Here is a 19739-nt window from a genome sequence, read left to right as displayed (position 1 = left end):
TTGAGTCGCCATCTAATTTAGTCATGTGATTTAAGTAATTAATAAGTAATGAGTAAAGTGCAACTGAATATCCCTATCAATGTTGCCAACAGGAGTATGTATGACTGCGTTATCGAATATGAAATGTGAAGCGTGCCAAGCCGATGCACCAAAAGTGACCGATGAAGAATTGGCAGAACTTATTCGTATGATCCCTGACTGGGGCGTGCAAGTGCGTGACGGCGTAATGCAGCTTGAGCGCGTCTACAAGTTTAAAAACTTTAAACTGGCGATGGTATTCACGAATAAGCTGGCGGATTTAGCGGAAGAAGAATTCCACCATCCAGGCATTTTCACTGAATGGGGCAAAGTGACTGTCACTTGGTGGTCGCACTCCATTAAGGGGCTACATAAGAATGACTTCATCATGGCCGCCAAGACAGACCAGTTACTAGGTTAATTATTTAATCAATTTAATCAGCATCTTAATGTTTTTTATGATGCTGATTTTTTCTTCCTGTTACAATTCAACTGTAAACTAGGCTTGCCACTTTCAGTTTAACCTTCTAACGTATACGGGCTCTGCTATTTCCCCTCATCGCTGACGTTTTCGTCAAAGGTAACGATTTGCCTAGCAAGCGTTATTTTTGTTGTAAAGCCTAAGGCGAAAAATAGCTCTGCACGGTTTATCCCCAAAATTCAAATCAAAAAAGGGAATATCAGTCATTATGCGCTTGGAAGTCAGCTGTCAGGATCGTGTTGGTTTAGCCAAAGATATCTTAGTCGTGTTAGAGCGTTATGGCATTAATTTAATTGCCATTGATGCCAGTAACCAAGGATTCCTGTACTTACAATTTGCCGAAATCAGTTTTGAAACCTTGAGTGCCTTGATGCCGCAGATCCGCAAAGTGGAAAGCGTGCACGATGTGCGTACGGTGTCATTTATGCCCTCAGAGCAAGAACATTACGCCCTTAAAACCCTGCTCAAAACCTTACCCGACTCCGTTTTTTCTATCGATGCCAAGGCACGTATCCGTATCGTTAATGAGTCCGCCTTGCTCAATATCGGCATGGGTGAGCACGAAGTGCTTGAAGAGTCGCTTAATCATTGGGTGCAAGGTTTTAACTTCAGCCGTTGGCTGAGTGAAAGCCAAGTATTGGCCCAAGCGGCGCGGGTGCAAATTGGTCCGAATGAGTATCTTGCCGAAATGCTGCCGATTTACCTACCCGATGAGGATGAAAAAACCATCTTGGTTGGTGCTGTGGTGTCGCTGAAATCCCCTGCGCGCGTTGGAAAACAGTTTAACGCGCTGCAGAACCAAACCACTGGCTTTGAAAATGTATTAGCCAGCAGTGACAAGATGAAGGAAGTACTTAAGCAAGCGCGGCGTATGGCCCAGCTCGATGCACCTTTGTTGATCACGGGTGAAACGGGTACTGGCAAAGAATTAATGGCCAGAGCTAGCCATGATGCGGGGATGCGCCGTGAAAAACCTTTTATCGCCATCAACTGCGCCGCTCTACCCGACAGCGCTGCCGAAGAAGAATTATTCGGTTACGTCAGTCAGGGCAAAGTTGTCAAACGGGGCTTTTTTGAAGAAGCTAAGGGGGGCACAGTATTTCTCGATGAAGTGGCGGAAATGTCTAGGGCGGCTCAAGTTAAGCTGCTACGGCTATTGCAAGATGGCACTTTTAGACGCATAGGGGGCGATGAAGAAGTGCGTGCTGATGTACGAATTATTTGCTCGACCCAGAAAAATTTAGCTGAACTATGCCAAACCGGCGAGTTTAGGGAAGATTTGTACTATCGCATCCATGTGCTGAGTTATCACATCCCGTCCTTACGCGAGCGTAAAGTCGATATTATTCCACTGACGGAAATGTTCCTCGAACATTACAGTCAACAGTTGTCTAGCCCTGTTCGGCGGATTTCGGCCCAGTGCCGCGATCATTTGCTCACCTACGCTTGGCCAGGTAACGTACGCCAATTAAAAAACGCGGTCTTTAGAGCCGTATCTATGTGGGATGGCTCGGCCGAGTTGACGGTAGAACAGCTGAAATTGCCGTCATATGCTGAAGGTTTTGGTTACTTTGATAATGAGTTTGAGGGCAATCTGGACGATGCAATGAAGCAGTTTGAAGCGAGTTTGTTGCGTCGATTATATCCGGCCTACCCGAGCACTCGCCAGTTGGCGAAAAAGCTAGGTGTATCACACACAGCTATTGCTAATAAACTGCGTGAATACAAGATAGCCAAGCGCCGTTAGCCAGAGTCTCGTTGGGTTGACACAGTCAATGTAACAGTATCGTTCCACTTAGTTGCCGACTTTTCAAGCATATTGCTTACCGAGATATTGATAAGCGGTAACTAGGTTATAAACGTAATGATTAGTTTACAAAATGTGAAATAATTGACCTAAGTGTGATTTTGGTCACGCTATAGGAATCTTGAGCTGCATCGGGTATTTCTACGCGCAACAAATACGTTAAAGCAAGTAACAGAGCATGCCTCGTTGGCGCGGACTGCGTAACGTGTATGCCCTTAATGAGTCAAAAAGTCCGATTTAAATCGCCGAATATAAGCTGGGTGACGTCACGCGTTTTCCAGCACAATAAAATTGTACACCTAGCCGAAGAGCACTGGAGCCAATATGAAACTTGCAAGTTATAACAATGGTCGTCGTGATGGTCAGTTGATGTTAGTCAGCCGCGATCTCACTAAAACGGTTGCTGTTCCTGCCATTGCCCACACTATGCAGCAATTACTCGATGGTTGGGATTTACTGAGACCGCAATTGCAAGAATTGTACGATGCGCTAAATGAAGGCATGTTAGATAACGCGCAAGCGTTCGACGAAGCTAAGTGTTTGTCGCCATTACCGCGTGCTTACCAATGGGCCGATGGTAGCGCTTATGTGAATCACGTTGAGTTAGTCCGTAAAGCCCGTGGCGCAGAAATGCCAGAAACCTTCTGGACAGATCCGTTGTTTTATCAAGGTGGCTCAGACAGCTTTATTGCCCCTAAAGCGGATATCCCATTGGCGAGCGAAGACTGGGGTATCGATTTCGAATCTGAAATTGCGGTTATTACCGATGATGTGCCTATGGGCGTGAGCACTGACAATGCAGCTAAGCACATTAAATTGTTGATGCTAGTTAACGATGTGTCATTGCGTAACTTGATCCCTGGCGAGTTGGCGAAAGGCTTTGGTTTTTTCCAATCTAAACCATCGAGCAGTTTTTCGCCTGTGGCTGTGACACCGGATGAATTGGGTGTCCGTTGGGAAGATTCGAAAGTGCATTTACCGCTGATCACCTATTTAAATGGTGAATTATTTGGTCGTCCGAATGCAGGCGTTGATATGACCTTTAATTTCAGTCAGTTAGTTTCGCATGTTGCAAAAACCCGTCCATTGGGCGCAGGCGCGATTATAGGCTCTGGTACTATTTCTAACTATGACCGTAGCGCAGGTTCGAGCTGTTTAGCGGAAAAACGTATGTTAGAAGTGATTGCCGAAGGCAAAGCCACTACGCCATTTATGCGTTTTGGTGACACGGTGCGCATCGAAATGCTCGATGATAATGATGTAACCATTTTTGGTTCTATCGATCAAAAAGTGGTTGAATACAAAGCCTAAGGCTTTCCCTTAAAGGGCGACACCGACTCAAACTAACGGGGCTTAATTGCCCCGTTTTTATACTGACTTTTATAAGGACATGAAAATATGAAACTTTACGGTTATTGGCGTTCCAGTGCAGCCTATCGGGTTCGTATTGCCCTTAATCTCAAGGGGATTTCAGCCGAACAGTTTTCAGTGCATCTCGTACGTGATGGCGGCGAGCAACATAAAGCGGCCTACATTGCGCTTAATCCTTTAGAGTTAGTGCCAACCTTAGTGGTGGATGATGAGCTGGATGTGGATGCCTTGTCGCAATCTTTAGCGATTATCGAATATCTTGATGAGATACATCCACAGTCGCCATTATTGCCTGCATCGGCTCTTGAACGTGCTCACGTGCGCGCTATGGCACTTACGGTCGCCTGTGAGATCCATCCATTAAACAACTTGCGGGTATTGCAGTATTTAACGCAAACCTTAGGTGCTGATGACACCGCCAAAAATACTTGGTATCACTATTGGGTCGCAAGTGGTTTTACGGCCTTAGAAACCTTGTTAACACGGCATAGCGGTCGTTATTGCTTTGGGAATGCCGTGACATTAGCCGATCTGTGTTTAGTACCGCAGGTGTATAACGCCCAGCGTTTTAATGTGGATTTAACGCCTTATCCCAATATCATGCGCGTGTGGGCCGAATGTAACCAGCTTGAAGCCTTTGCCAATGCTGCGCCAGAGCGCCAAGCGGATGCGGTGTAACGAATTGTGCGGATACGGTTTTTACGAATAGAAAGAATGGATGATGAGACTTGCTTTACAAGTCTTATCTCAGCGATGGAGTTTAAATGCTTTTCAGTAAAAAATGTCCGTATTGCAAAGGTAAACTCGGCGCTAAGGAAGTGCCGATTAAGGAAGGACGCTGCTGTCATTGTGATAAGCCGATACTGTACAAATTCAATATAATAAAATGGATGGTCCTGTTCGTGCCTATCTATATTGTTAGCGTTAATCTGCTAGACAAAGATGTACATGGGTTTTGGATTTGTTTTGCGGTAATGGCACCGATTTATAGTCTCGTTTATTTACTCTGTCATGAGGTCGTAAAGTGCTCAGAAACCGATGGCGAAGTGGAGTAAGCCTAATGTCTTTCCCGTGTTTTTATCTGATATTGAAGCGGGCGATACTGTTATGAGTGGTGCTAGGGGTAATGTCATGAGTGTTGCTACGAATAATGTTATGAATGATGCAATGAGTGAAGCAGCGCTAGAGCATCAATTACTCGAATGGATAGCTCAAGACTGCGAGCGGGTGAGGGCGCTTGAACTCGCGCTTCAATGTGCCAAAGTACACTCAATGCCGCAGTGGTGTCTGGCGGCGGGATTTGTCCGTAATTTAGTCTGGGATCGCTTGCACGAATTTGAGTTGAGTCCACTGAACGATATCGATCTGATCTATTTTTGCTCTTTAGATATTAGCCCTGAGCGGGATCTGGCGATTGAAACCTATCTTCATCAGCTTGCCCCTGAGTTACCTTGGTCGGTTAAGAATCAGGCGCGCATGCATAGTCGCAATCAAGACATGGCTTACACATCTTGTATTGATGCTATGGCTCATTGGCCAGAGTTAGAAACCGCGGTTGGGGTGGGTTTAAAATCTCATGTTGAGACAGATACTCAGGTAGATGCAGAGACTGATCATCATTGCACGCATTACGGTATTGAGCTGGTGGTTCCCTTTGGGCTGAACTCTCTGTTTGCCCTCAAATTGAGCGCCAATCCAAAGCGATCATTACCAGTGTTTGAGTACAGAGTTGCGACTAAGGGCTGGCTAACTCGCTATCCTTTGCTTACGTGTTGTTACTCAAGCTAATCTTCTCACTTTCTTATTCGTTCAGTCTAAAACTGACTTAACCGCTTCACACTGTCATTCCATGCAATCTAGTTATCTAACATGATAGGTATCATCCTCAAGCCGTTTTTATTTGTCCATTTTCTGTTTTTAGCCTTATTCAACCCGTCTCTATAATTTGAAATTAATGTTCAAATAACCTCTTAGTTAAGTGCTTTTTATTGTTACTAAAATGTTTATGGTGTTATTGGTCACTACCTCTTGCGGTAGTTATTAGTGATGGCTAATACAACACTTAGCTCACAGAAAACAAAGGGGTATTGTCAATAAATGTTTGAATTTCGTGATTCAGCTCCCATGTGTAGTACCTATAAGTGAGTATTGCTCACTCACTTTGATTTGGATCAATAAATCAGCCGCATATCTCTGGCAGTGTAGGTGTCAATTGTTAAGGATGTAATACAAAACAAAAACCTATGTTGTACATATGGAGTATGATGATGAATAAAAACACTGTTTCTACACTGGTCGCTGCCACCCTTTTAGCCGCTGGTTTTTCTGCCTCTGTATCGGCTCACCAAGCGGGTGACATTATTGTTCGTGCGGGGGCTGTGGTTGTTGCGCCAAATGAATCAAGTGATGATGTTGCGGGTAAAGGCGAGTTCCAAATCAGCAACAACACACAAGTGGGTTTAAACTTTGGCTACATGCTGACAGATAACTTTGGGGTTGAGTTATTAGCAGCGACACCTTTTAGCCATGACGTTTCTTTGGGTGGCACTAAGATTGCCGAAACTAAACATTTGCCACCCACTTTAGTGGCGCAGTACTACTTTGGTGATGCGCAGTCTAAATTACGTCCATACGTGGGTGTCGGTGTTAACTATACTAATTTCTTCGACAATGAGTTCACCAACGATTTAAATGGTGCGTTAACTGACTTGAGCATGAGCACTTCGTGGGGCTTAGCGGCACAAGCAGGTGTTGATTATCAAGTTAACAAAAACTGGTTAGTGAACGCTTCAGTGTGGTACGCGCAAATTAGCAGTGACGTGAAGTTTAAATTAGCGGGTGACACAAAGGTTATCGACACTGATATTAACCCATGGGTTTATATGGTCAGCGTAGGTTACACTTTCTAATCCACTGATTAGATAAGCGTAAAAAAGGAGCCTTAGGCTCCTTTTTCGTTTCTGCACTTTTTATCGCGCTATGTTCTGTTCCACTTAGGCTAAGCTGATTTAGCGCTTTGGCTTTTTTGCTTTCCAGTGGCGAGTGTTATAGATAAATTCGGGTAATAACACAGTAAGCCAAGCGACGAGGCGCCAGCGTTTGGTCACATAGACGCGGCGTTTGCCTTGTTTCATCGCCTTGATGATTTGCGCTGCGACTTGTGGCAATGGTGCAAGCCACATCGCACTTTGCTGCATAGCGGCTTTATCGAGCAAACCAAGTTGGATATCGGTAATCGTAATCGGTAGCTTAAGGCGCTGAGCATGCATACTTAAGCCCTCAAGGTAATTCTGCCCAAAGGCTTTTGAGGCGTGATAGGCCACACTCGGCCCGCCGCGCAGGCCCGCAATCGAGTTGATTGCCGCCAGTTGTCCATAACCTTGCTCGCGAAATAGTCTAAATGCCGTATTGCAGATGGCAGCAAAACCTCGCACATTGACATCGATAATGTCTTGCTCCGGTAGCCAAGGCAACTCGGGGTCATAGCTATTGAGGCCTGTATTAACTAAGACTAAGTGCGCGCCGCCAAGAGTTTGCCAGACTGATTCAAGTTGGTTGATGATGGCTTGAGGTTGTTCAATTTGAAGTGCAAAAACTTGTACTTTTGTTGGCAAGGATAAGGCAAAATCGCGCAGTGATTCTGGATCTTGGGCGAATAAGACTAATTCAACCTGTTGATCTGCCAATTGCTTTGCAAGTTCACGACTTAATTGTGAGCTAGCTCCCACAATGATTGCAGTTGCTTGGGTCATAGATTTTTCGGCAACGAAATGGTGGCTTATGATAGAAAGTTATGTTCACCAAGACAAGATTTATAGCTTGGGCGTATGGATATCTAGAAGTCTTTATGTATGATTAGGAGAAACAAAATGAACAAATGGTTGCGTTTAAGCGCGTTGAGATTAACAGCCTTAGCATTAATGGCCGTAATGGGGGTGTTATCGGGTTGTGCGACACCTAATGCTATCGTTGAGATAAAAGGCGAGACCTTATATCGCGAACGGATAGCCTTACCTGCCGATGCTAAGGTCATAGTGCAACTGCTTGATGTCTCAAAAATGGATGTGCCAGCCATAGTGATGGCGGAGCGCGTCCAACAAGGTGCTGTGACACCCGCGCCATTCAGTTTTGCGATTGGTAGCGATCAGTTCCAACCCGGTCACACTTATGCCATAGGTGCCCGGATTATGTTGGGTGATAAGTTATTGTTTATTAATACTCAAGCCTATCACATTGATCTCAATTCCACTGAGCCAATGACGATACTGCTAGAGAAAGTCGGTGGCTAGTTAGCTCGCTCAGAAGTGAGCTGACATACGCGCCGAATCCGTTAGTATTTACGAACAGAAGAGGCGCGGTATGCCGGTTAGAATTCCAGATCATCTGCCCGCAGCAGGGGTGTTAGAGTCAGAAAATATTTTCGTTATGTCCGAGACGCGGGCGGCGAATCAAGATATCAGGCCGATGAAGGTGCTGATTTTGAACTTGATGCCGAACAAAATCGAGACAGAAACCCAGTTACTGCGCTTACTGGGCAACACGCCTTTACAAGTCGATGTGGATTTACTGCGCATTCACGACAAAGAGTCCAAGCATACTTCCATCGACCATATGAATACTTTTTACCGTGATTTTGAAGCCGTGCGCCATAAAAATTACGACGGTCTTATCATCACTGGCGCGCCGCTTGGGCAAATCGATTTCGAAGATGTGGTTTATTGGGACCATATCCGTGAAATCATCGACTGGTCCCAAGAGCATGTCACCTCAGTGTTGTTTTTATGCTGGGCAGCCCATGCGGGCTTGTATCATCTCTATGGTTTAAATCGAAAAATATTGCAACAGAAGCGTTCTGGCGTATTTGTACATAGGCGCACTTGTCAGCATTTCCCACTACTACGTGGTTTTGATGATGAGTTCTTTGCACCCCATTCGCGTTTTGCCGAGATGGATGTGGAAGAAATTAGGCAACACCCGCAGTTGCAAGTGTTAGCGCAGTCCGATGAAGCCGGGGCCTATTTGGTATTAAGTCGCAATAACCGTAACTTGTTTGTAATGGGGCACCCTGAATATCAAAAATCGACCTTAAACGATGAATACCATAGGGATTTAGCCCAAGGCTTTGCGCCAAATGTGCCACAAAACTATTATCGAAATAATAATCCAGAAGCCGAAGCCATTGCCCGCTGGCACAGCCACGGTAGTTTGTTGGTCAGTAATTGGCTCAATTATTACGTTTACCAGTTAACGCCTTATGACTTAAGTGATATGACGGCGATGACGCCGTGGGAATCGCGCTAAGGTTTTTTTTAGCCTTTTATGGTGATGTGGTCACATGGATGTGACCTAAGCTGATACCCAAAAGCCCTTAATTTATCTCTCCCTTAGATTCTGTTGTCCACACTTGACTGTGCTTAATCCCTGCCTCGCTGTAAATCCTTACTGACAATTTTCATCCGATAAAATCGACACATTAGACCAAGGAATACTTGCTTTACGTTCGCGTAAACGTCAGAGTGGTTTTATTGTCGATTTTATTAAACGTCCCGAGGCTGGTACTAGGCTTCGTGGTCAATTTAGGTTGGAGCCTGCATGAGTACTGAAGCGTTAAATCAAGATATCGTTATCGTTGCCGCTAAACGCACCCCTATGGGCGGGTTTCAAGGCAACTTGTCATCCGTAGCATCACCCATACTAGCCGCGACGGCCATTAAAGGCTTGTTAGCGGAAACACAATTGGCGGGTGAACATGTCTATGAAGTCTTGATGGGCTGCGTATTACCCGCAGGCTTAGGTCAAGCGCCTGCGCGTCAGGCAACCTTAGGTGCGGGATTACCCTTATCCGTTGGTGCGACCACAGTGAACAAGGTCTGTGGCTCAGGCATGAAGACGGTAATGTTAGCCCACGATTTGATTAAAGCGGGCAGTGCAAAAGTGGTGATCGCAGGCGGCATGGAAAGCATGAGCCAAGCGCCGTATTTATTAGATAAAGCCCGCGGCGGCATGCGTATGGGCCATGGCAAAGTGCTCGATCATATGTTTTTAGATGGTCTTGAGGATGCTTATACTGGCGGCGCCATGGGAACATTTGCCCAGAAAACAGCCGATGAATTTGGTATCACTCGTGAGCAGATGGACGCTTTCGCCCTAAGCTCGCTCGAAAAAGCCAATGCCGCGATTAACTCGGGTGCCTTTAAAGCTGAAATTACCCCTGTCATTGTTAGTAATCGTCGCGGTGATGTGACTATCGATACCGACGAGCAACCCGGTAATGCTCGCCCTGAAAAAATTCCTACGCTGCGCCCCGCTTTTGCCAAAGATGGCACTATCACAGCGGCTAACTCTAGCTCTATTTCCGATGGTGCAGCGGCATTAATGCTGACCTCGCGTGGCGAAGCTGAGCGTTTAGGCTTAACGGTATTAGCCACCATTAAAGGCCACACGACCCACGCCCAAGAGCCTTCACTCTTTACCACTGCACCGGTTGGCGCTATGGCGAAATTACTGGCCAATGTCGGTTGGTCAACGGATGAAGTTGATTTATTCGAAATCAACGAAGCCTTCGCCATGGTGACTATGCTTGCCGTGTCTGAGCTCGGTTTAGATATAGCTAAGGTTAACGTCAATGGCGGTGCCTGCGCCTTAGGTCATCCTATTGGCTGCTCGGGTTCACGTTTACTAGTGACCTTAATCCATGCTTTAAAAGCCCGCGGCCTTAAACGCGGTGTCGCCTCGCTGTGTATCGGCGGTGGTGAAGCAACAGCGATGGCCATTGAGGTCTAATTGCAAAGGTTTTAGTTAAATCAACAAGACGGGGCTGGCAAGGGCAATCACTTCCCTTGAGGATAATCATAATATCGCACCGCCAGCCCATCACTCTACAAGGAAAGGATTGCAACATGACCACACAAGTAAAGCATTACATTGACGGCGAGTTTATTCAAGGTACGGGCACATCACAGATTATTGTCACCAATCCCGCGAATAACTCGCCGATTGCTGTGATTAATGCTGCCACTAGCGAAGAAGTTCACGCTGCGATTGCTAGCGCCAAAGCGGCCTTTAAAACCTGGAAAGAAGTGCCAGTGTCTGAACGCGCGCGCGTCATGTTGCGTTATCAACATCTGCTAAAAGAACATCACGACGAACTGGCGACCATTCTTGCAAAGGAAACCGGTAAAACCTTTGAAGATGCCAAGGGCGATGTATGGCGCGGTATCGAAGTCGCTGAACACGCCTGTAACGTAGCGTCATTATTGATGGGTGAAACCGTCGAGAACGTCGCGCGTTCAATTGACACTTACAGCTACACTCAACCGCTCGGTGTGTGTGCCGGTATTACGCCATTTAACTTCCCTGCGATGATCCCGTTATGGATGTTCCCACTGTCGATTGCCTGCGGTAACACTTTCATTTTAAAGCCTTCAGAACAAGATCCTATGACGCCGCAGCGCCTGGTTGAGCTGTTTGTTGAGGCGGGCGCACCTAAAGGCGTATTGCAATTAGTGCACGGTGATAAAACAGCCGTAGATATCCTGCTGGCAGACCCTGCGATTAAAGCCATTTCCTTTGTCGGTTCTGTGGCTGTGGGTCAATATATTTATAAAACAGGTACCGATAACTTAAAACGCGTGCAAGCCTTTGCGGGCGCGAAAAACCACTGCGTGATTATGCCTGATGCAAACAAACAGCAAGTGATCAACAACTTAGTCGGCGCTTCTGTTGGCGCGGCGGGTCAGCGTTGTATGGCGATTTCGGTTGCCGTGTTTGTTGGTGCCGCTAAAGAGTGGATCCCAGAATTAAAAGAAGCGTTAGCCAAAGTTCGCCCAGGTTTATGGGACGATAAAGAAGCGGGTTATGGTCCAGTTATCAGCCCTGCCGCTAAGGCGCGGGTGCTTAAACTTATCGCCCAAGGTAAAGCCGAAGGCGCCGAGTGTTTACTCGATGGCAGCGATTTTACCGTGGAAGGTTATGAATCCGGTAATTGGATTGGCCCAACCATGTTCGATAAAGTCACCACTGAGATGAGCATTTACAAGGAAGAAATCTTTGGCCCTGTACTGTGTTGTATGGAATCAGACTCCTTAGAAGCCGCCATCGAATTAGTTAACGCCAGCCCTTATGGCAACGGCACGTCTATCTTTACCGCTAGCGGTGCCGCTGCCCGTAAATATCAACATGAAATCGAAGTCGGCCAAGTGGGGATTAACGTGCCTATTCCTGTGCCATTACCTTTCTTCTCATTTACCGGTTGGAAGGGCAGTTTCTATGGCGATCAACATGCCTACGGTAAGCAAGCGGTGCGTTTCTATACCGAGACCAAGACCATCACTTCCCGCTGGTTTGAGTCCGATATCGCCGTAGCTTCAACGCCAAATATGAGCATTAACTTACGCTAAGCTCGGTGATTAATCGATAAACCACGGCGTCTTTACGGCGCCCAATTTATTCAATAAAAAAGTGACCACAGAGTCATAGGAGAGCCAAATGGATTTTAATTTCAACGATGACCAACGTCAGTTTGCCGATCTTGCGCGCCAGTTTGCCGCGGAAGAATTAACCCCGTTCGCCGCCAAGTGGGATGAAGAACATCATTTCCCCAAAGACGTGATCCAAAAAGCCGGTGAGCTAGGTTTTTGCTCTCTGTATTCGCCAGAATCCGAAGGTGGCATGGGTTTATCGCGCCTCGATGCCTCGATTATTTTTGAAGAACTTGCCAAGGGCTGCACCGCGACCACGGCCATGCTGACCATTCACAATATGGCGACTTGGATGGTGACGACTTGGGGCACTGAAACCCTGCGTCAGACTTGGTCCGAGCCGTTAACCACAGGGCAGATGTTAGCGTCATATTGTTTAACTGAGCCGGGTGCGGGTTCGGACGCCGCATCTTTGCAAACCAAAGCGGTGCGCGACGGCTATGAGTATGTGATTTCTGGCTCGAAAATGTTTATCTCAGGTGCGGGTGCCACTGAATTATTAATCGTGATGTGCCGTACGGGTCAAGCTGGGCCTAAGGGAATTTCTGCCATTGCCATTCCGGCGGATGCTGCAGGCGTTATCTATGGTAAAGCTGAAGATAAAATGGGCTGGAATGCCCAGCCGACCCGTCAAATCACCTTTGAAAACGTGCGCGTGCCAGTGGCGAATTTGCTCGGTGAAGAAGGCCAAGGTTTTGCTTTCGCTATGAAAGGCTTAGACGGTGGTCGCATCAATATCGCCACCTGTTCTGTGGGGACGGCGCAGTCGGCTTTAGAGCGCGCAACTCAGTATATGAATGAGCGTCAGCAATTTGGTAAACCTTTGGCGGCTTTCCAAGCGCTGCAATTTAAACTTGCCGATATGGCAACCGAGTTAGTGGCTGCCCGCCAAATGGTGCGTCTTGCGGCATTTAAACTCGATAGTGGTGATCCTGAAGCCACGGCTTATTGCGCTATGGCGAAACGCTTTGCCACTGATGTGGGTTTTCAAGTCTGCGATGCGGCGCTGCAAATTCATGGTGGATATGGTTATATAAGGGAGTACCCGCTGGAACGTCATTTCCGTGATGTGCGTGTGCACCAGATTTTAGAAGGCACTAACGAAATTATGCGCTTAATTATCGCCCGTCGTTTACTCGATGAAAATGCAGGACAAATCCTGTAATTCAACTCGCAATATGCGTGACTTACAGGTCGGCGATAACTGAAAAGGAGTCTATAAAGATGGAATATTTAGTTGAACGTATCGAAGGCCACACGGCGATTCTGACCATGAACAATCCGCCAGCCAATACTTGGACTGCCGAGAGTTTACAGGCGCTTAAAGCCAAAGTGCTTGAGCTGAATGCCAATAAAGAGATTTACGCCTTAGTGTTAACGGGCCAAGGGCAAAAGTTCTTCTCCGCTGGCGCCGATTTAAAACTGTTTAGCGATGGTGACAAAGGTAATGCGGCAACGATGGCCAAGCATTTTGGTGAAGCCTTTGAAACCTTAAGCCAATTCCGCGGTGTGTCGATTGCCGCGATTAATGGCTATGCCATGGGCGGCGGCTTAGAAGTCGCGTTGGCCTGCGATATTCGTATCGCCGAAATTCAAGCTGTAATGGCATTACCCGAAGCGACGGTCGGTTTATTACCCTGTGCGGGTGGCACTCAAAATCTGACCGCATTAGTCGGTGAAGGGTGGGCTAAACGGATGATTTTATGCGGCGAGCGTATCGATGCGACTCAAGCATTGAATCTACGTTTAGTGGAAGAAGTGGTCGACACTGGCGAAGCGCTTAATGCGGCAATCGCCTTAGCCGTCAAAGTGGCGAATCAAAGCCCAAGCAGCGTGACTGCATGTAAGACACTTATTCAAGCGGGGCGCACTATGGCGCGTAGCCAAGCGCTACCGATTGAGCGTGAGTTATTTGTCGGATTATTTGATACTGAAGATCAGGCCGAAGGCGTGAATGCGTTTTTAGGGAAACGTAAAGCTGAGTGGAGAAACCGCTAATGACGAATGTAGTAGATAATGACGTGGTCGAGCATGTCGAAAATCAGGTCACGACCACACAAAATGTGGTTTTTCAAACCTTAGCCACTGCTTCTGGCAAATTGGTTGGGGTGGTCACACTCAATGTGGAAAAAGCCCTCAACGCCTTAGATTTAGTCATGGTGCGCGCTATGACGGCGCAGCTTAATCTGTGGAAGAAAGATCCCCTTATTGCTTGCATCGTATTAGATGGTAGCGGTGAGAAGGCATTTTGTGCCGGGGGTGATGTGCGCGCTTTATACCATGCTTCCATTGCCGCTAATGGGCAAGTGACTGAGGAAGCAAAGGTTTTCTTCGAAGAAGAATATCGCCTCGATTATCTACTGCATACCTTTGGCAAACCTGTGTTGGTGTGGGGCGATGGCATAGTCATGGGCGGCGGCCTCGGTTTGATGGCGGGCGCGAGCCACAGAGTCGTTACCGAAACTTCTCGTATCGCTATGCCTGAGGTGACTATCGGCCTGTATCCCGATGTGGGCGGCAGTTATTTCCTTAATCGTATGCAGGGCAAGATGGGATTGTTTTTGGGATTGACCGCCTATCAACTCAATGCCGCCGATGCCTGTTATGTGGGCCTTGCGGATCATTACCTGAACCGCGACGACAAAGAGCTGATGTTTGATGGCATGGCAACCTTAGATTGGAGTGATACGCCAGCTCTTAATCATCAACGTTTAGATAGCATGATTAACGAGCTGTCTAATCAAGTGGATATTCCTAAGGGCGACAGTGTATTAGCCGAAAGCCAAGACATAATCGACAGGCTTATGGCGGGCAGTCTGCAGGATATTGCAGCACGCATGTCAACTCTGGTATCGGAAGAAAAGTGGTTAATGAAAGCGCGGGACACCTTCCTTGCGGGTAGCCCTATCAGCTGGCACTTGGTCTATATCCAAGGGCAGTTAGGGACTAAGCTTAGCTTAGCTCAATGTTTCAAATGGGAGTTAACCGCAAGTGTTAACGTGTGTGCCCACGGTGATTTCTGCGAAGGCGTTCGTGCACTCTTGATTGATAAAGACAAGAAACCGCAATGGCGTTTTAAGGATGTTAACTCAGTACCCACAGCGGTACTTGAGCAAATATTGGCTTCCCCATGGGGCGAGGCGCATCCCTTTAACCAACTGAGTTAAGCGTTTAAGGGCCGAGTTGGCTAAGCGCTGTATTTATCGGCTTAGCTAAGCTCGCTTTACTCTGTGATAATGACAACATAATCAATTTGATAGCATTATCACAACACTAAAAAGAACAACACAGGAGTGATGGCATGAGTACAGTAGCCTTTATCGGTTTAGGTAATATGGGCGGCCCAATGGCGGCCAATTTATTAAAAGCAGGCATGACGGTTCGCGTCTTTGATTTAGTCCCCGAAGCTATGCAGCAATTGGCCGAAAAAGGCGCCTTAGTATCAAGTACCGCCTGCGGCGCTGCAGCGGGTGCAAGTGTGGTGATTACTATGCTGCCTGCGGGCAAGCATGTAAAAAACTTATATTTAGGCAATGGAACAAACAAAGGCCTACTTGAAGTGGTTGCGGGTGATACCTTGCTCATCGATTGTTCAACCATCGATGCGCAAAGCGCACAATTAGTGGCGGCCGAAGCGGCTAAAAGCGGCATCGAATTTATGGATGCACCAGTTTCTGGCGGCACGGCAGGCGCGGCAGCGGGCACCTTAACTTTTATTTGTGGTGGCTCGGATAACGCTTTTGAACGTGCGCAGCCCGTACTTAAGGCTATGGGTGTGAATATCTTCCACGCAGGCGGTCCAGGTGCGGGGCAAGTCGCAAAAATCTGCAATAACATGCTGTTATCTGTGTTGATGGTCGGTACTTCCGAAGCGCTGCAAATGGGCGTCGATCATGGTCTCGATCCCAAAGTGTTATCCGACATTATGAAGGTCAGCAGTGGCGGAAACTGGACGCTAGAGAAGTACAATCCCTGCCCAGGCGTGATGGAAACAGTGCCTTCTTCTAAGGGCTATCAGGGTGGCTTTATGGTAGATTTGATGGTCAAAGATCTCGGTCTGTCACAAGAAGCGGCATTATTGAGCAACTCTAGCACGCCAATGGGCGCTTTAGCCCGCAGCTTGTATGTCAATCATGCAAGACAAGGCAATGGTCGCCGAGATTTTTCCAGTATATTTGAACAATTTGCACCACTTAAAAAATAGACACAGATAACAAGGGATCACCAGATGGATTTAAAAGATAAGGTTGTCGTCATTACTGGCGGCGCGGGTGGCTTAGGCTTAGCAATGGCGCAAAATTTTGCGCAGGCGGGTGCTAAGATAGCGCTTATCGATGTGGACCAAGAAAAACTCGAGCGAGCCTGCGCAGAGCTTGGATCGGACACTGAAGTCCAAGGTTATGCCTTAGACATTACCGACGAAGAAGACGTCGTCGCGGGTTTTGCCTATATTCTCGAAGATTTTGGTCAAGTGAACGTGTTAGTGAACAACGCCGGTATTCTGCGTGATGGCATGTTAGTCAAAGCCAAAGACGGCAAAGTCACTGATCGTATGTCTTACGAGCAATTCCAATCGGTGATCAATGTGAACCTGACCGGCAGTTTCCTTTGTGGCCGTGAGGCCGCAGCGGCCATGATTGAATCGGGTCAAGCGGGGGTGATTGTTAACATCTCTAGCCTTGCTAAGGCGGGTAATATGGGTCAATCAAATTACGCGGCCTCAAAAGCGGGTGTTGCGGCTATGTCTGTTGGCTGGGCGAAGGAGTTAGCGCGCTACAATATCCGTAGTGCAGCCGTAGCACCTGGTGTGATTGCGACCGAGATGACGGCAGCAATGAAGCCAGAAGCGTTGGAGCGTTTAGAGAAACTCGTGCCTGTTGGCCGCTTAGGTCATGCCGACGAGATAGCTTCTACCGTACGTTTTATTATTGAAAACGATTATGTTAACGGTCGTGTGTTTGAAATCGATGGTGGTATCCGTCTTTAGAGCGATATCTTATTGATTTGCATAAAAACCGAGCTTAGGCTCGGTTTTTTTATAGGGTAAATAAAGATAATGGTTCTTATGCTCTAGCTTTCGGATTTATTTAGATTTCACTGTTGGAGTTGACATTTAGTTGTTAACCTTCAACAATCGCTCTCCCGTTTTTTTACATAACTTTACAAACATGTTGAACACATGTAATGGAGCTTGAAATCCGGATGTCTTGGCAGGAAAAAGCCCACTGGCTTGAGAAAATCACTAAGCGCATGATGTTGATCGTGGGTATCTTAGGGTTGGTTGTGATTTATTGCGGTTTCTTTTTTCTGCTCTTTAGTGGCCGCTCTGTGGCCGTGATCCCATGGTTTTTTCTTATCTCACCTTGGGTGTGTATTTATTTTGGTTTAACGCAAGTACAACAAGTGCAAGTGGTAAATTGGTTCTTAAAAAAATTTAAAAAATAACTAATTTACACATAACTCATTTCTGCAAGTTCATATTTTGTTTCGGTTTGTGCAGTTGGCAAACATTGGGGAGAAACAATGAAGCTACATGGATATTTATGGATGCTGGGGGGCTTATTTTGTTTAGGTGCTTGCGAGCGCTCGAACAAAGAGACGCCGCATCTTAGTGATAATGGTGCGCGCATAGTTGCGCCCTATGGTAGTTGGCAGTCTCCGCTATCGGCGACTGAAGTTTTTGAGCAGGCCGATAATGTGGCTGAGTTGCAAAGCGTTGATGGTGCTATTTATTTCTCTGAATCTGATGGTGAAAAACAAGGCCAAGTCGGGATCAAACGCCTCGACCAACGGGGAAAAATTACCTACATAGTGCCGCCTGCGTTTAATGTTAAATCCGCCGTTCATGAATACGGTGGTGCCGCCTTTTTGGGGATTGGTCAGAGTCTGTTTGCCACTAAGGCACAGGACCAACTGTTTTATCGTTTTGCCCCTAATCAACCCCCTTTGCCTTTAACGCCAAATGGTACTCGCCATGCAGATTGTATTGCTTACCCCAAAGGGTCGAGGATTATCTGTGTGCGCGAAGATCATCGTCAAGCGGGTGAGCCTAAGGCGAGTCTTGTTACCATTAATCTTAATTTTGCCGGTGAAGGCGATACCTTTGTTTCGGGCCATGACTTTATTTCTTCGCCAGCCATCTCGCCCGATAACAGCCAACTGGCGTGGATCACGTGGGAACATCCCTATATGCCATGGGATAATAGCGTGCTCTGGCTTGGGGATCTGGACCGTAAAGGGCAATTACACAATATTCGTAAGGTAAACACGCCCGCAGACTCTTCGGTGTCGCAGCCATTATTTAGTCCTGATGGACAATTGTATGTCGTATCGGATATTAGTAACTGGTGGAATATCTATCGAGTTACGGCACAAAATACCTTAGACCCAGTGCTAAAGAAAAAGGCCGAGTTTGCGGTGGCTGATTGGTATTTAGGCAATCATAACTATGCCTTTGAATCCGAAAAAACGATTATTGCCAGTTATATGCTTGGTAGTCAGGCCGTTTTAATTCGACTGCATCTAGATTCAGGCCTGACCGAATCTTTGGCCGTCGACTTTGGTGAAATCACCCAAGTGATCCGAGGGGAAGATGCTGTTTATTTTGTCGGCGCTAAGGCGACGCCAGAGAAGGGCATTTATAAAGTGATCGGTCGTGGTACTGAGTTGGTGTATACCCCTAACTTACCAAAACTTAATCCCAATTATATCTCCCGTGCTAAAAATATTACTTTTAAAACAGGTGCTAACCAGCAAGCTTACGGTTATTTTTATGGTCCGGTTAACCCCAACTATACTGCGCCTAATGATACCCGTCCGCCCTTGATTGTAATGTTACACGGCGGTCCTACGGCGCGGGCGAGTCTGGCTTATCGCAGTGATATTCAATTTTGGACCAGCCGAGGTTTTGCGGTTCTCGATGTTAATTTCCGTGGCAGCAGTGGTTTTGGCCGTGCTTATCGTCAAAGTATCTACGGAAAATGGGGCCAAGTTGATGTGGAAGATGCGGTCAATGCGGCCCGTTATTTAGTTGATAAAGGTTGGGTTGATGGACAAAAGCTGGCCATTCGAGGTGTTAGCGCTGGTGGGTTAACTGTGATGTCGTCCTTGGCATTTTATGATGTATTTCAAGCGGGGGTGAGCTATGCGGGGATCAGTGACTTTGAACAGCTCGCCAAGAGTACCCATAAATTCGAGACTGGCTACTTAGATCTGCTTATCGGCCCCTATGGTGAAAATCAAGCCCGCTATAGGGAACTGTCGCCCCTGCATCACCTTGAAGGATTGAATGAGCCTTTATTAATTTTTCAAGGATTACGTGACCAAATCGTACCACCACAGCAGTCGCGGCAGATTTATGAGGCGTTGAAAGTGAGAGGCGTACCCACGGCTTATATCGCTTATCAGGATGAACCCCACGGCGGTTGGAAACCTGAGCACAAGGCCGCAGGATTAGAAACTGAGCTGGCATTTTATGGGCAAGTGTTTAACTTTACCCCAGCGGGTAAGCTTGCAACACTGGTACTGGATAACGCCGCGGCGCTAAAGCCAACCATAGTGAGAAGTCAATAACGCGGTATTT

The 19739-nt window shown here is 47.0% G+C and carries 18 protein-coding genes; 17 read left to right on the top strand and 1 reads right to left on the bottom strand.

Annotated features, from left to right (window positions below):
• Positions 1 to 100: 100 nt before the first annotated feature.
• From CKQ84_RS00335 to ompW, 6 genes are all read left to right on the top strand, one after another.
• Positions 101 to 439 carry a 4a-hydroxytetrahydrobiopterin dehydratase gene (locus CKQ84_RS00335; protein WP_028760576.1) on the top strand — a complete coding sequence of 113 codons (339 nt, stop codon included), beginning with the start codon at positions 101 to 103 and terminating at the stop codon, positions 437 to 439.
• A gap of 268 nt (positions 440 to 707) precedes the next feature.
• On the top strand, positions 708 to 2246 hold the full coding sequence (gene tyrR, locus CKQ84_RS00330) for a transcriptional regulator TyrR (protein WP_028760575.1): 1539 nt from the start codon (positions 708 to 710) through the stop codon (positions 2244 to 2246).
• A gap of 384 nt (positions 2247 to 2630) precedes the next feature.
• Positions 2631 to 3617 carry a fumarylacetoacetate hydrolase family protein gene (locus tag CKQ84_RS00325; RefSeq protein WP_028760574.1) on the top strand — a complete coding sequence of 329 codons (987 nt, stop codon included), beginning with the start codon at positions 2631 to 2633 and terminating at the stop codon, positions 3615 to 3617.
• Between the two features lie 87 nt (positions 3618 to 3704).
• Complete coding sequence (gene maiA, locus CKQ84_RS00320; RefSeq protein WP_105249708.1) at positions 3705 to 4355, top strand: maleylacetoacetate isomerase; 651 nt, start codon at positions 3705 to 3707, stop codon at positions 4353 to 4355.
• Between the two features lie 429 nt (positions 4356 to 4784).
• Complete coding sequence (locus tag CKQ84_RS00310; protein ID WP_254053193.1) at positions 4785 to 5465, top strand: nucleotidyltransferase family protein; 681 nt, start codon at positions 4785 to 4787, stop codon at positions 5463 to 5465.
• A 476-nt stretch (positions 5466 to 5941) separates the two neighbouring features.
• On the top strand, positions 5942 to 6586 hold the full coding sequence (gene ompW / locus CKQ84_RS00305) for an outer membrane protein OmpW (RefSeq protein WP_173913130.1): 645 nt from the start codon (positions 5942 to 5944) through the stop codon (positions 6584 to 6586).
• A gap of 99 nt (positions 6587 to 6685) precedes the next feature.
• Here ompW and CKQ84_RS00300 read toward each other — a convergent pair whose 3' ends face one another.
• Positions 6686 to 7429, bottom strand: coding sequence for an SDR family oxidoreductase (locus CKQ84_RS00300; protein WP_028760569.1), 744 nt, complete (start codon positions 7427 to 7429; stop codon positions 6686 to 6688).
• Between the two features lie 117 nt (positions 7430 to 7546).
• On the opposite strand from CKQ84_RS00300, the gene CKQ84_RS00295 reads away from it, so the two are divergent.
• The 11 genes from CKQ84_RS00295 to CKQ84_RS00245 all read left to right on the top strand — a co-directional run bounded on the left by CKQ84_RS00295 (position 7547) and on the right by CKQ84_RS00245 (position 19729).
• On the top strand, positions 7547 to 7966 hold the full coding sequence (locus tag CKQ84_RS00295; protein WP_105249705.1) for a YbaY family lipoprotein: 420 nt from the start codon (positions 7547 to 7549) through the stop codon (positions 7964 to 7966).
• A 70-nt stretch (positions 7967 to 8036) separates the two neighbouring features.
• The gene (gene metA / locus CKQ84_RS00290; RefSeq protein WP_105249704.1) at positions 8037 to 8978 is read left to right on the top strand and encodes a homoserine O-succinyltransferase; all 942 of its coding nucleotides are present in this window, start codon (positions 8037 to 8039) and stop codon (positions 8976 to 8978) included.
• A 291-nt stretch (positions 8979 to 9269) separates the two neighbouring features.
• The gene (locus CKQ84_RS00285; protein WP_105249703.1) at positions 9270 to 10460 is read left to right on the top strand and encodes an acetyl-CoA C-acyltransferase; all 1191 of its coding nucleotides are present in this window, start codon (positions 9270 to 9272) and stop codon (positions 10458 to 10460) included.
• A gap of 116 nt (positions 10461 to 10576) precedes the next feature.
• Positions 10577 to 12076 (top strand): CoA-acylating methylmalonate-semialdehyde dehydrogenase, encoded by a 1500-nt coding sequence (locus CKQ84_RS00280; protein WP_105249702.1) that lies wholly within the window; start codon positions 10577 to 10579, stop codon positions 12074 to 12076.
• 88 nt (positions 12077 to 12164) lie between these two features.
• The gene (locus tag CKQ84_RS00275) at positions 12165 to 13322 is read left to right on the top strand and encodes an acyl-CoA dehydrogenase family protein (protein WP_105249701.1); all 1158 of its coding nucleotides are present in this window, start codon (positions 12165 to 12167) and stop codon (positions 13320 to 13322) included.
• Positions 13323 to 13381: 59 nt separating this feature from the next.
• Positions 13382 to 14155, top strand: a complete 774-nt coding sequence (locus CKQ84_RS00270; protein WP_011789976.1) for an enoyl-CoA hydratase — start codon at positions 13382 to 13384, stop codon at positions 14153 to 14155.
• Positions 14155 to 15324 (top strand): enoyl-CoA hydratase/isomerase family protein, encoded by a 1170-nt coding sequence (locus CKQ84_RS00265; protein ID WP_105249700.1) that lies wholly within the window; start codon positions 14155 to 14157, stop codon positions 15322 to 15324. The genes CKQ84_RS00270 and CKQ84_RS00265 overlap by 1 nt, the downstream gene beginning before the upstream one ends.
• Before the next feature lie 134 nt (positions 15325 to 15458).
• Entirely contained in the window at positions 15459 to 16361 is a 903-nt protein-coding gene (gene mmsB, locus CKQ84_RS00260) for a 3-hydroxyisobutyrate dehydrogenase (protein ID WP_105249699.1), read from the top strand.
• Between the two features lie 24 nt (positions 16362 to 16385).
• Positions 16386 to 17144, top strand: coding sequence for an SDR family oxidoreductase (locus CKQ84_RS00255; RefSeq protein ID WP_011846385.1), 759 nt, complete (start codon positions 16386 to 16388; stop codon positions 17142 to 17144).
• 215 nt (positions 17145 to 17359) lie between these two features.
• On the top strand, positions 17360 to 17602 hold the full coding sequence (locus CKQ84_RS00250; protein WP_028760560.1) for a hypothetical protein: 243 nt from the start codon (positions 17360 to 17362) through the stop codon (positions 17600 to 17602).
• Positions 17603 to 17680: 78 nt separating this feature from the next.
• Positions 17681 to 19729 carry a S9 family peptidase gene (locus CKQ84_RS00245; protein ID WP_105249698.1) on the top strand — a complete coding sequence of 683 codons (2049 nt, stop codon included), beginning with the start codon at positions 17681 to 17683 and terminating at the stop codon, positions 19727 to 19729.
• The last annotated feature ends 10 nt before the right edge of the window (positions 19730 to 19739 follow it).

Origin of the sequence: Shewanella sp. WE21, from assembly GCF_002966515.1 — a bacterium.
Taxonomy (GTDB): domain Bacteria; phylum Pseudomonadota; class Gammaproteobacteria; order Enterobacterales; family Shewanellaceae; genus Shewanella; species Shewanella oncorhynchi.
This window is presented reverse-complemented; position numbering and strand designations above follow the sequence as displayed.

Coding starts and splice junctions, on each gene's coding strand:
- CKQ84_RS00295 (WP_105249705.1), top strand. CDS start 7,547: ATGAACAAATGGTTGCGTTTAAGCGCGTTGAGATTAACAGCCTTAGCA.
- ompW (WP_173913130.1), top strand. CDS start 5,942: ATGATGAATAAAAACACTGTTTCTACACTGGTCGCTGCCACCCTTTTA.
- CKQ84_RS00250 (WP_028760560.1), top strand. CDS start 17,360: ATGTCTTGGCAGGAAAAAGCCCACTGGCTTGAGAAAATCACTAAGCGC.
- metA (WP_105249704.1), top strand. CDS start 8,037: ATGCCGGTTAGAATTCCAGATCATCTGCCCGCAGCAGGGGTGTTAGAG.
- CKQ84_RS00245 (WP_105249698.1), top strand. CDS start 17,681: ATGAAGCTACATGGATATTTATGGATGCTGGGGGGCTTATTTTGTTTA.
- CKQ84_RS00270 (WP_011789976.1), top strand. CDS start 13,382: ATGGAATATTTAGTTGAACGTATCGAAGGCCACACGGCGATTCTGACC.
- CKQ84_RS00335 (WP_028760576.1), top strand. CDS start 101: ATGACTGCGTTATCGAATATGAAATGTGAAGCGTGCCAAGCCGATGCA.
- CKQ84_RS00275 (WP_105249701.1), top strand. CDS start 12,165: ATGGATTTTAATTTCAACGATGACCAACGTCAGTTTGCCGATCTTGCG.
- CKQ84_RS00300 (WP_028760569.1), bottom strand. CDS start 7,429: ATGACCCAAGCAACTGCAATCATTGTGGGAGCTAGCTCACAATTAAGT.
- CKQ84_RS00325 (WP_028760574.1), top strand. CDS start 2,631: ATGAAACTTGCAAGTTATAACAATGGTCGTCGTGATGGTCAGTTGATG.
- CKQ84_RS00255 (WP_011846385.1), top strand. CDS start 16,386: ATGGATTTAAAAGATAAGGTTGTCGTCATTACTGGCGGCGCGGGTGGC.
- CKQ84_RS00310 (WP_254053193.1), top strand. CDS start 4,785: ATGAGTGGTGCTAGGGGTAATGTCATGAGTGTTGCTACGAATAATGTT.
- tyrR (WP_028760575.1), top strand. CDS start 708: ATGCGCTTGGAAGTCAGCTGTCAGGATCGTGTTGGTTTAGCCAAAGAT.
- CKQ84_RS00285 (WP_105249703.1), top strand. CDS start 9,270: ATGAGTACTGAAGCGTTAAATCAAGATATCGTTATCGTTGCCGCTAAA.
- CKQ84_RS00265 (WP_105249700.1), top strand. CDS start 14,155: ATGACGAATGTAGTAGATAATGACGTGGTCGAGCATGTCGAAAATCAG.
- CKQ84_RS00280 (WP_105249702.1), top strand. CDS start 10,577: ATGACCACACAAGTAAAGCATTACATTGACGGCGAGTTTATTCAAGGT.
- mmsB (WP_105249699.1), top strand. CDS start 15,459: ATGAGTACAGTAGCCTTTATCGGTTTAGGTAATATGGGCGGCCCAATG.
- maiA (WP_105249708.1), top strand. CDS start 3,705: ATGAAACTTTACGGTTATTGGCGTTCCAGTGCAGCCTATCGGGTTCGT.